The 11,160-nt window shown below is 72.5% G+C and carries 8 protein-coding genes and 1 pseudogene; 4 read left to right on the top strand and 5 right to left on the bottom strand.

Annotated features, from left to right (window positions below):
* Positions 1-231 precede the first annotated feature (231 nt).
* The 4 genes from ACIG0D_RS21740 to serA all read left to right on the top strand — a co-directional run bounded on the left by ACIG0D_RS21740 (position 232) and on the right by serA (position 5,607).
* Entirely contained in the window at positions 232-2,085 is a 1,854-nt protein-coding gene (locus ACIG0D_RS21740) for an acetolactate synthase large subunit (RefSeq protein WP_399803192.1), read from the top strand.
* 21 nt (positions 2,086-2,106) lie between these two features.
* Positions 2,107-2,631, top strand: coding sequence for an acetolactate synthase small subunit (ilvN, locus tag ACIG0D_RS21735; RefSeq protein ID WP_166002432.1), 525 nt, complete (start codon positions 2,107-2,109; stop codon positions 2,629-2,631).
* Between the two features lie 120 nt (positions 2,632-2,751).
* Positions 2,752-3,750, top strand: coding sequence for a ketol-acid reductoisomerase (ilvC, locus tag ACIG0D_RS21730; RefSeq protein WP_073941084.1), 999 nt, complete (start codon positions 2,752-2,754; stop codon positions 3,748-3,750).
* A gap of 267 nt (positions 3,751-4,017) precedes the next feature.
* Positions 4,018-5,607 (top strand): phosphoglycerate dehydrogenase, encoded by a 1,590-nt coding sequence (gene serA / locus ACIG0D_RS21725; protein ID WP_399803187.1) that lies wholly within the window; start codon positions 4,018-4,020, stop codon positions 5,605-5,607.
* A gap of 87 nt (positions 5,608-5,694) precedes the next feature.
* On the opposite strand, the pseudogene ACIG0D_RS21720 reads toward serA, so the two are convergent.
* The 5 genes and pseudogenes from ACIG0D_RS21720 to ACIG0D_RS21700 all read right to left on the bottom strand — a co-directional run.
* Positions 5,695-6,063: pseudogene (locus tag ACIG0D_RS21720) on the bottom strand (MFS transporter); the annotation flags it as partial.
* Between the two features lie 132 nt (positions 6,064-6,195).
* Positions 6,196-6,873 carry an ATP-binding cassette domain-containing protein gene (locus tag ACIG0D_RS21715; protein WP_399803184.1) on the bottom strand — a complete coding sequence of 226 codons (678 nt, stop codon included), beginning with the start codon at positions 6,871-6,873 and terminating at the stop codon, positions 6,196-6,198.
* Entirely contained in the window at positions 6,870-7,841 is a 972-nt protein-coding gene (locus ACIG0D_RS21710) for an ABC transporter ATP-binding protein (protein ID WP_399803181.1), read from the bottom strand. The genes ACIG0D_RS21715 and ACIG0D_RS21710 overlap by 4 nt, the downstream gene beginning before the upstream one ends.
* Positions 7,825-9,558, bottom strand: a complete 1,734-nt coding sequence (locus ACIG0D_RS21705; RefSeq protein ID WP_399803178.1) for an ABC transporter permease subunit — start codon at positions 9,556-9,558, stop codon at positions 7,825-7,827. The genes ACIG0D_RS21710 and ACIG0D_RS21705 overlap by 17 nt, the downstream gene beginning before the upstream one ends.
* Before the next feature lie 17 nt (positions 9,559-9,575).
* Positions 9,576-11,063 (bottom strand): ABC transporter substrate-binding protein, encoded by a 1,488-nt coding sequence (locus tag ACIG0D_RS21700; protein WP_399803176.1) that lies wholly within the window; start codon positions 11,061-11,063, stop codon positions 9,576-9,578.
* Positions 11,064-11,160 lie beyond the last annotated feature (97 nt).

Genomic DNA, 11,160 nt, shown 5'->3' with positions numbered 1-11,160 from the left:
CCGGGGGGAGGGTCAGTGCCATGCGCACCCGAATTCTCGTACTTGGACAGCGCGTCGGCTGAGCTGGGACCCACCGGAGGACGATTCCGGAATCCCCAGCGACCTCACCGGCGCGCTCCCCTCGCTTGCCTTCCGGCACGAGGGGTTTTTTGTTGCACAGGCACCTGCCGAACCGCGGTACGACACCGCACAAAACTCGCAAAAACCCTCAGCATCGAGAAGAGAATGCCGATGACCGAGCAGGCCACCGGGGCCCATCATCCGCAGCCGCGGCCCCGTTCCGGAGGACAGCAGCCGACGCCCGTCGAGCACGTCACGGGTGCGCAGTCCCTCATCCGCTCTCTCGAGGAGGTCGGCGCCGACACGGTATTCGGCATTCCCGGCGGGGCGATCCTCCCCGCCTACGACCCGCTGATGGACTCCACCAGGGTGCGGCACGTCCTGGTCCGCCACGAGCAGGGCGCCGGCCACGCCGCCACCGGCTACGCACAGGCCACCGGCCGGGTCGGCGTCTGCATGGCCACCTCCGGCCCCGGCGCCACCAACCTGGTCACGCCGATCGCGGACGCCCACATGGACTCGGTGCCGCTGGTCGCGATCACCGGCCAGGTCGCCTCCAAGGCGATCGGCACGGACGCCTTCCAGGAGGCGGACATCGTCGGCATCACCATGCCGATCACCAAGCACAACTTCCTCGTCACCAAGGCCGAGGACATCCCGCGGGTGATCGCGCAGGCGTTCCACATCGCCTCCACCGGCCGCCCCGGCCCGGTCCTGGTCGACATCGCCAAGGACGCCCTCCAGGCCCAGACCACCTTCTCCTGGCCGCCCGTCATGGACCTGCCCGGCTACCGCCCGGTGACCAAGCCGCACGCCAAGCAGATCCGCGAGGCCGCCAAGCTGATCACCGCCGCCAAGCGGCCCGTCCTCTACGTCGGCGGCGGCGTCCTGAAGGCCAAGGCCACCGCCGAGCTGAAGGTCCTCGCCGAACTCACCGGAGCGCCCGTCACCACCACCCTGATGGCGCTCGGCGCGTTCCCCGACAGCCACCCGCTGCACGTGGGAATGCCGGGCATGCACGGTGCGGTCACCGCCGTCACCGCGCTGCAGAAGGCCGACCTGATCGTCGCCCTCGGCGCCCGCTTCGACGACCGCGTCACCGGCAAGCTGGACAGCTTCGCCCCGTACGCCAAGATCGTCCACGCGGACATCGACCCGGCCGAGATCGGCAAGAACCGCGCCGCCGACGTGCCGATCGTCGGTGACGCCCGCGAGGTCATCGCCGACCTGATCCAGGCCGTCCAGAAGGAGCACAGCGAGGGCCACCAGGGCGACTACACCGCCTGGTGGAACGACCTGAACCGCTGGCGCGAGACCTACCCGCTCGGCTACGACCAGCCCGACGACGGCTCGCTCTCCCCGCAGCAGGTCATCGAGCGCATCGGACAGCTCGCCCCCGAGGGCACGATCTTCGCGGCGGGCGTCGGCCAGCACCAGATGTGGGCCGCCCACTTCATCACCTACGAGAAGCCCGCGACCTGGCTGAACTCCGGCGGCGCCGGAACCATGGGCTACGCCGTCCCGGCCGCCATGGGCGCCAAGGCCGGCGCGCCCGACAAGACCGTCTGGGCGATCGACGGCGACGGCTGCTTCCAGATGACCAACCAGGAGCTCACCACCTGCGCCCTGAACGGCATCCCGATCAAGGTCGCCATCATCAACAACGGCGCCCTCGGCATGGTCCGCCAGTGGCAGACCCTCTTCTACAACCAGCGGTACTCCAACACCGTCCTGCACTCCGGCCCGGAGCACGACGGCAAGGCCCCCGGCCAGGGCACCCGGATCCCCGACTTCGTGAAGCTGTCGGAGGCCATGGGCTGCTACGCGATCCGCTGCGAGGACCCCGCCGACCTCGACAAGGTCATCGAGGAGGCGAACTCGATCAACGACCGTCCGGTCGTCATCGACTTCATCGTCCACGAGGACGCGATGGTGTGGCCGATGGTGGCCGCCGGCACCTCCAACGACGAGATCATGGCCGCCCGGGACGTCCGCCCCGACTTCGGCGACAACGAAGACGACTGAGCGAGAGAGACCGAAGAGATCATGTCCAAGCACACGCTCTCCGTGCTGGTGGAGAACACGCCCGGCATCCTCGCCCGGATCGCCGCCCTGTTCTCCCGGCGCGGCTTCAACATCGACTCGCTCGCGGTCGGCGTCACCGAGCACCCCGACATCTCCCGCATCACCATCGTGGTGAACGTCGAGGACCTTCCGCTGGAGCAGGTGACCAAGCAGCTCAACAAGCTGGTCAACGTGCTGAAGATCGTCGAGCTGGAGCCGTCGCAGGCCGTTCAGCGCGAACTCGTTCTGGTGAAGGTGCGCGCCGACAACGAGACCCGCTCCCAGATCGTCGAGATCGTCCAGCTGTTCCGCGCCAAGACCGTCGACGTCTCCCCGGAGGCCGTCACCATCGAGGCCACCGGATCCAGCGACAAGCTGTCCGCCATGCTCAAGATGCTGGAGCCGTACGGCATCAAGGAGTTGGTCCAGTCCGGCACCATTGCGATCGGACGCGGCGCCCGCTCGATCACGGACCGCTCGCTGCGCGCCCTCGACCGCAGCGCCTGATCCGTCATACGGGCGGCTTTCGGTCAGCCGGGCCGCCCGTATACCGAGACCCCCAGACTTCCCTTCCCCCCGCCGTCATACGGTGGGACGCAACACCTGCACTCAAGGAGAGAACCCAAAGTGGCCGAGCTGTTCTACGACGCCGACGCCGACCTGTCCATCATCCAGGGCCGCAAGGTCGCGGTCATCGGTTACGGCAGCCAGGGCCACGCCCACGCCCTGTCGCTGCGTGACTCGGGTGTCGACGTCCGCGTCGGTCTGCACGAGGGCTCCAAGTCCAAGGCGAAGGCCGAGGAGCAGGGCCTGCGCGTGGTGACGCCGTCCGAGGCCGCCGCCGAGGCCGACGTCATCATGATCCTCGTCCCGGACCCCATCCAGGCCCAGGTCTACGAGGAGCACATCGCCCCGAACCTGAAGGACGGCGACGCGCTGTTCTTCGGCCACGGCTTCAACATCCGCTTCGGCTTCATCAAGCCCCCGGCCGGCGTGGACGTCTGCATGGTCGCCCCGAAGGGCCCGGGCCACCTGGTGCGCCGTCAGTACGAGGAGGGCCGCGGCGTTCCGTGCATCGCGGCCGTCGAGCAGGACGCCACCGGCAACGCCTTCGCGCTGGCCCTGTCGTACGCCAAGGGCATCGGCGGCACCCGCGCCGGCGTCATCAAGACCACCTTCACCGAGGAGACCGAGACCGACCTGTTCGGTGAGCAGGCCGTCCTCTGCGGTGGCACCGCCGCCCTGGTGAAGGCCGGCTTCGAGACGCTGACCGAGGCGGGCTACCAGCCGGAGATCGCCTACTTCGAGTGCCTGCACGAGCTGAAGCTGATCGTGGACCTCATGTACGAGGGCGGCCTGGAGAAGATGCGCTGGTCCATCTCCGAGACCGCCGAGTGGGGCGACTACGTCACCGGCCCGCGCATCATCACCGACGCCACCAAGGCCGAGATGAAGAAGGTCCTCGCCGAGATCCAGGACGGCACCTTCGCCCAGACCTGGATGGACGAGTACCACGGCGGTCTGAAGAAGTACAACGAGTACAAGCAGCAGGACGCCGAGCACCTGCTGGAGACCACCGGCAAGGAGCTGCGCAAGCTCATGAGCTGGGTGAACGAGGAGGCGTAAGCCTCACGCCGAGGGGCTGTCGTCACAGGACGACAGCCCCTTCGGCGAACCCGGGGTAACGTCGAAGCAGAAGGCGTTGTCCATCCCGTCCAGCCCCGGACGGGTGATCCTTCCGCAGAGGCGCAAGACGACCTCCGCCGCGCCACTAGACTTCGGTTCAACAAACGCGTCAGGCCCACAGCGTCGTGCGTCTTCCACGCGGCTAGCACTTCTTCACCGCCTGCGGCCGTCGGGACGGCCGTCCGCATTGGACATGTGAGGACTCACGTGAGCTCGAAACCCGTCGTACTCATCGCTGAAGAGCTGTCGCCCGCCACCGTCGACGCGCTCGGCCCCGACTTCGAGATCCGGCACTGCAACGGCGCCGACCGGGCGGAGCTGCTCCCGGCCATCGCCGACGTGGACGCGATCCTGATCCGCTCCGCCACCAAGGTGGACGCCGAGGCCATCGCCGCCGCCAACAAGCTGAAGGTCGTCGCACGAGCCGGCGTCGGCCTGGACAACGTGGACGTCTCCGCCGCCACCAAGGCCGGCGTGATGGTCGTCAACGCCCCGACCTCCAACATCGTGACCGCCGCCGAGCTGGCCTGTGGTCTGATCCTCGCCACCGCCCGCAACATCCCGCAGGCCAATGCCGCGCTGAAGAACGGCGAGTGGAAGCGCAGCAAGTACACGGGTGTCGAGCTGGCCGAGAAGACCCTCGGCGTCGTCGGCCTCGGCCGCATCGGCGCTCTGGTCGCCCAGCGGATGTCCGCCTTCGGCATGAAGGTCGTCGCCTACGACCCGTACGTCCAGCCCGCGCGCGCCGCGCAGATGGGCGTCAAGGTGCTCTCGCTGGACGAGCTGCTCGAGGTCTCCGACTTCATCACCGTCCACCTGCCCAAGACCCCGGAGACGGTCGGTCTGATCGGCGACGAGGCGCTGCGCAAGGTCAAGCCGAGCGTGCGGATCGTCAACGCCGCGCGCGGCGGGATCGTCGACGAGGAGGCGCTGTACTCCGCCCTCAAGGAGGGCCGGGTCGCCGGTGCCGGTCTCGACGTGTACGCGAAGGAGCCCTGCACGGACTCCCCGCTGTTCGAGTTCGACCAGGTCGTCGCCACCCCGCACCTCGGCGCGTCGACGGACGAGGCGCAGGAGAAGGCCGGTATCGCCGTCGCGAAGTCGGTGCGGCTGGCCCTCGCGGGTGAGCTGGTCCCGGACGCGGTGAACGTCCAGGGCGGTGTCATCGCCGAGGACGTCAAGCCGGGTCTGCCGCTCGCCGAGCGCCTCGGCCGCATCTTCACCGCCCTCGCGGGCGAGGTCGCGGTCCGCCTCGACGTCGAGGTGTACGGCGAGATCACCCAGCACGACGTGAAGGTGCTGGAGCTGTCCGCGCTCAAGGGTGTCTTCGAGGACGTCGTCGACGAGACGGTGTCGTACGTCAACGCCCCGCTGTTCGCCCAGGAGCGCGGCGTCGAGGTACGGCTGACCACCAGCTCCGAGTCGCCCGACCACCGCAACGTGGTCACCGTGCGCGGCACCCTCGCGGACGGCGAGGAGGTGTCGGTCTCCGGCACGCTGGCCGGCCCCAAGCACCTGCAGAAGATCGTCGCGGTCGGCGACTACGACGTGGACCTCGCGCTCGCCGACCACATGGTCGTGCTGAAGTACGAGGACCGTCCGGGTGTCGTCGGCACCGTGGGCCGCATCCTCGGCGAGGCGGGCATCAACATCGCCGGCATGCAGGTCGCGCGTGCGGCGGTCGGCGGCGAGGCGCTCGCGGTGCTCACCGTCGACGACACGGTGACCTCGGGCGTGCTCGCGGACCTGGCGGCGGAGATCGGCGCGACGTCGGCGCGCTCGGTCAACCTCGTCTGAGGCGCTCGGTCACTTTCGTCTGAGGTGACCGCCTCCCGGGGGCTGCCGCCCCCGGGCCTCCGCCTCGGCCCTGAACGGGCCCCGCTCTCACCCGCCGGACGGGCTGACTCGGTCGGCCCGTCCGGCGTTTCGCTGTCCGCACCCCGCACCAGCCGTCCCCGAGTGCGGGATCCGTCGCAGAGTCGCCGCTGCGACCGCCGCCGCCCCCGCCAGCAGCACCGCGCCCGCGATCGCCGCCGCCCGCATACCGTCGGTGAAGGCCTCCCGGGCCGCCGTCGCCAGGGCGTCTCCCGCGCGCCCCGGCAGCTGCCCGGCGGCGGCGAGCGCACCGCCCAGCGCCTCGTGGGCCGCGTCCGGCGCGGAGGACGGGATGCCGCGCCGGCACACGGCCGTACCGATGGCACCGAGGAACGCCATGCCGAGGGCGCCGCCGAACTCGGTGCCGGTCTCCAGCAGCACCCCGCTCAGCACCGAGCCGAGGGCGATGCCCGCCGTCATCAACGGAGGGGTTGCGGCGGGTGATCGAGGCGGCCGGGCGGAAGTAGGGGCTCGCCGTCGGCGGCCGGCGAAGCAGCCGACCCGCCCCCCTCAGGACACCACCCTCCCCGCCCGCATCTCCAGCACCCGGTCCGCGAAGTGCCGTACGACCGCCTGGTCGTGGCAGATGAACAGGTAGCCGAGGCCGAGGTCGTCCTGGAGGTCGGCGAGGAGGTTCAGGATCCCCGCCCGGACGGACGGGTCCAGTGCGGACACCGGTTCGTCGAGGACCAGCAGGCGGGGGTCGGAGGCGAGCGCGCGGGCGATGCCGGCGCGCTGGCACTGGCCGCCGGAGAGTTCGTGCGGGCGGCGGTCGCCGTAGGACGGGTCGAGGCCGACGCGGTCGAGGAGTTCGGCGACGCGGGCGGGGCCGTCGGCGGTGGTCCAGCGGCCCTGCACCTTCAGGGGTTCGGCGACCGCGTCGCGGACGCGGTGGCGGGGGCTCAGCGACCCGTAGGGGTCCTGGAAGACCGGCTGCATACGCGGGCGCAGGGGGCGCAGTTCGCGGTCCGTCAGCCTCGTCAGCTCGCGGCCCTCGAAGCGGACCTCGCCCGCGTCGGGGCGGCGCAGCTGGAGCACCGCCGTCGCCGTGGACGACTTGCCGCAGCCGGAAGGGCCGTTCAGGGCCAGGGTCTCGCCCGCCTCGAGAGTGAAGGAGACGCCGTCCACGGCCGTCGTCGCGCCATAGCGGACGACCAGGTCCCGGACGTCCAGCAACGGCTCGCTCATACCGTCTCCCTCTCCTCGAACAACTCGGCGGCGGGGTGCGGGACATCGTCCGCGCGGTGGCAGGCGACCAGGCGTCCGTCCAGGGGGCGCGGATCCGGTTCGGACGTGCGGCAGAGGTCCGTCGCGAGTGGGCAGCGCGGGGCGAAGGCGCAGCCCGCGGGCAGCGCGCCCGGTGCGGGCGGGGTCCCCGGCAGCGCGGGGAGGCGCCGCCGCCGGGGACCGTCCTGGGGGAGCGAGGCGAGCAGGCCGCCCGTGTAGGGGGCGCGGGGGCGGGTCAGCACCTCGGCGACGGGGCCGTACTCGGCGGCCCGGCCCGCGTACATGACCAGGACGCGGTCGGCGTGCCGGCGTACGACGTCCAGGTCGTGGGTGACGAGGACCAGGGCCGCGCCGGCCGCCTCCCGCTGCTCGGCGAGCACGCGCAGCACCTGCTCCCGGCGTTCGGGGTCGAGGGCGGTGGTGGGCTCGTCGGCGACGACGACGTCCGGCTCGTTGACGGTGGCCATGGCGATGACCGCCCGCTGCCGCATGCCGCCGGAGAACTCGTGCGGGTAGGCGCGGGCCCGGCGGGCGGCGTCCGGGATGCCCACCCGCTCCAGCGCGGCCACCGCGCGGGTCCGGGCCTCGGCGCGGGAGACCCGGCGCACCGACCGGACGGCGGCGGCCAGTTGGTCGCCGACCGGGTGCACGGGGGAGAGCGCGGAGAGGGCGTCCTGCGGGACGAGCGCGATTCGGCGGCCGAGCCGGGACGAGAGATCGGGGGTGACCGTGCCGGTCGTGGTCGCCTCGCGGGGCAGCATGCCGAGCAGCGCCCGCGCGGTCAGCGACTTCCCGGCGCCGGACTCGCCGACCACGGCGAGCACCTCCCCCGCGCGCACGTCGAAGGAGAGGCCGCGCACGACCTCCACCCCGGCGAAGGCGATCCGCAGACCGCGGACCGAGAGTAGGACTTCATCGGATACGGACACCGGCGGGTGCCTCCTTCACGGGTGCGGTCCGTCGTCCCCGCGCGTACGCCGCGCCCGACACGGCCAGCGCCGCCAGCAGCGCCAGCGCGACCGCCGGGGCGAGCGCGGCCCAGGGGGCGCGCTCCACGTAGGCGCGGGACTCGTCGAGGAGCAGGCCCCACTCGGGGGCGGGCGGCTGGGCGCCCAGGCCGAGGAAGCCGAGCGAGGCCAGGGCGAGGGCGATGCCGGGCAGCCGCAGCAGGGCGTGCCGGGCGACGGGGGCGGCCACCGACGGCAGGACGTGCCGGGTGAGGATCCACCAGGGGGTCGCGCCGATCGCCCGCTGGGCCGTGAGGAACGCGGACGCCCGGACCTCCTGCGTCAGCGCCGCCGCGTGCGCGGCCAGCGGGGGCCAGGAGATCAGCGCCACCGCGAGGGCCGCGCCGCCGGTGCCGGGTCCGGCCGCCGCGGCGACCAGGATGCCGACGATCACCGGGGGCAGCGCGTTGGCGATGTCCGCCGCGCCCGCGGCCACGCGGGGCAGGAAGCCGAGTGCCAGCCCGGCCGTCAGGCTCAGCAGACATACGACCGCCGCGGTGCCGACCGTCGAGGCGGCGCCGTGCCCGAGCCGGGCGAGCACGTCCCGGCCGAGGCCGTCGGTGCCCAGCGGGTGCGCCCAGGAGGGCGCGGCGAGGCGGGCGGCCGTGTTCACGGCGTACGGGTCGCGCAGCAGGCCCCAGCCGATGGTCACGGCGAGCACCGCGAACAGGGTGAGCGGCACGGCGGGGTGGACGCGGACCGGGCGGGCCGGGGGCAGGGCGAGTCCGGCGTCGCGCAGCGCGGGCCCGAGCAGCCGGCGCCGGACCAGGGCGGCGAGCGCGCCGGTGAGCAGGCCGAGCAGCAGCAGCGCCAGCACGGCTCCCTGGAGCAGCGGCAGGTCCTGCGACTTGGCCGCGCCCAGCGCCGTACGGCCGATGCCCGGCACCGCGAACACCGTCTCCACCGCGACCGCGCCGCCGGTCAGTCCGACGGCCGCCATCCCGAACTGCGGGACGAGCGGCGGGAGTACGCGCCGCAGGGCCGCCGCCGAGATCCGCGTACGGCTGACTCCCGCGCCGCGCCACAGCTCCACCCAGCGTTCGTCGAGTACGGCGGGCAGGGCGTCCGCGACGAGGCGGCCGAGCAGTCCGCCCGCGGGGACGCCGAGGGCGAGCGCGGGAAGGATCATGTACTGCGGCCCCTGCCAGCCCGAGGTCGGCAGCCAGCCGAGCCACACCCCGCACACCAGCAGCGCCACGGTGGCCAGCAGGAACTCGGGTACGGCGGCCAGCATGGCGGCGAGGCCGCCCGTCGAGCCCCGGCCGCGCGCCAGCACGGGCGCGACCAGCGCGGCGGCCAGCAGGACGGCGACGCCGAGGGCGGCGGCCATCAGGCCCAGCGACACCTGGAGCCCGGCGGTCACGGAGGGCAGCACCTCGGTGTCCGACACCCAGGAGGTGCCGAGATCACCGCGCGGCAGCCCGCCCGCCCACTCTCCGAGCAGCGCGAGCGGCCCGGCGTCCAGCCCGAGGTCGCGGCGTACGGCGTCCAGGGCCTCGCGCGTCGGTTCCTGCTCGGCGGAGCGGGCCCGCAGCACGGTCAGCGCCGGGTCGCGGCCGGAGAGCCAGGGCAGCAGGCCGACGGCGGCGGTGACGGCGGTCAGGCAGATCAGGCGGGTCGCTCCGGCGGGGCCTGCCAACCGCCTTGCGATACGCCTCACTTGACGTAGGTGTCGGCGGTGACCAGCTCCCGCTCGCGCGGGTCGTGGGCGGCGTCCACCACTCCCGCGGCGTCGCCCTGGATGACCCGCTCGTGGAGCATGGGCACGGCCGCGTCGGTGCGCAGCACGGCGGCCTCGGCGGCGATGACGGCCTTGCGGCGGGCCTCGCCGGTCGCGGTCTGGGCGGCCTCGTCGAGGGCCTTGTCGACGGCGGGGTCGGCGAGCTGGGCGATGTTGAAGGAGCCGTCGGAGGCGAAGTCGCTGTAGAGGTAGGCGGCCGGGTCGCCGGAGTCGAGGACGGTGGCGCGGGAGAGGATGAACGCGTCGAACTCACCCGCGAGCGCGTCGGATTCGATGTTGGCGTACTCGCGTACGTCCAGCTTCACCTCGAACCCGGCCTTCCGGAGCTGCTGTTGCAGTGCGGCGGCGACCTCGGGCAGTTCGGCGCGGTCGGTGAAGGTGCCGATGGTGACCCGCTTGCCCTCCGGGTCACCGGCCTCCGTGTGCCGTACGGGCTCGCGCAGGCCGGCCGCCCACGGCAGGGCGGGGCCGAGCAGGCCCTCGGCGATGTCGGCGCGGCCCTCGTAGACGCCCTTCACGATCGACTCGGCGTCGATGGCCTCGCGGGCGGCGGCGCGCATCGCGGGTTCCTTGAAGACGCCCTTCTCGGTGTTCAGGTAGAGGGTGTTGGTGCGGGGCATCGGGACCTCGGTGACCAGGTCCGGGTCGAGCAGCGCGGCCTGGGAGACCGGCACGGCCTCGACGATGTCGGCCTCGCCGCTGCGCAGGGCGGCGGCGCGGGCGGTGCCGTCGGGTACGAACTTCACGTCGATGCCGGGGGCCTTGGCCTTGCCGCCCCAGTAGTCGTCGTAGCGGTCGAGGGAGGCGGAGGAGGTGCCGTTGACCTCGGTCAGCTCGAAGGGGCCGGTGCCCGCGCCGACCGGGTTCACGGTCTTCCCGCGGTACGCCTTGGCCGCGAGGATCGACAGCTGCGGGGAGCTGAGCCGCTGCGGGACCAGGGGGTCCTCGGTGGCGGTGGTGACGACGACCTTGTCCCCGTCGGCCTTCGCGGTCAGGTCGACGCCGTCGAGGATGCGGGGCTTGGGGGCGGCTTCGGCGGCCCGGGTGAGGGAGTTGACGACGGCCTCGGCGGTCAGCTCGGTGCCGTCGTGGAAGGTGACGCCGTCGCGGATCGTGAAGGTCCAGCTGCGGCCGTGCTGCTTCCACCCGGTGGCGAGCGCGGGCTCGGCGTCGCCGTCCTCGTCGAGTGTCACCAGGGTCTCGGCGGTCGACCAGCGGGACAGCTTGAACGCGTCGTCGGAGAGCGGGGACAGGCCCGAGCGCGGGGGCTGCATCATCGCGACGCGGATGCGCTTGCCCCCGGCGTCCGCGCCGGAGCCGCCGGCCGAGGCGAAGCAGCCGGTGAGCAGGGCGCAGGCCGCTGTGGCCGCGGTGAGGGGGAGCAGGCGGGCGGGGACGCGCACAGGTCACTCCGAGCAAAGGGGTGGTCAAAGGTTGAACGCGCGACGACCGTAGCACGATGACAATCATTTCCAATAATCGCCCTCAGTGGCCCGCCCG

The sequence above is a fragment of the Streptomyces sp. NPDC052773 genome (assembly GCF_044547145.1).
Classification (GTDB): domain Bacteria; phylum Actinomycetota; class Actinomycetes; order Streptomycetales; family Streptomycetaceae; genus Streptomyces.
This window is presented reverse-complemented; position numbering and strand designations above follow the sequence as displayed.

Coding starts and splice junctions, on each gene's coding strand:
- ACIG0D_RS21740 (WP_399803192.1), top strand. CDS start 232: ATGACCGAGCAGGCCACCGGGGCCCATCATCCGCAGCCGCGGCCCCGT.
- ilvN (WP_166002432.1), top strand. CDS start 2,107: ATGTCCAAGCACACGCTCTCCGTGCTGGTGGAGAACACGCCCGGCATC.
- ACIG0D_RS21715 (WP_399803184.1), bottom strand. CDS start 6,873: ATGAGCGAGCCGTTGCTGGACGTCCGGGACCTGGTCGTCCGCTATGGC.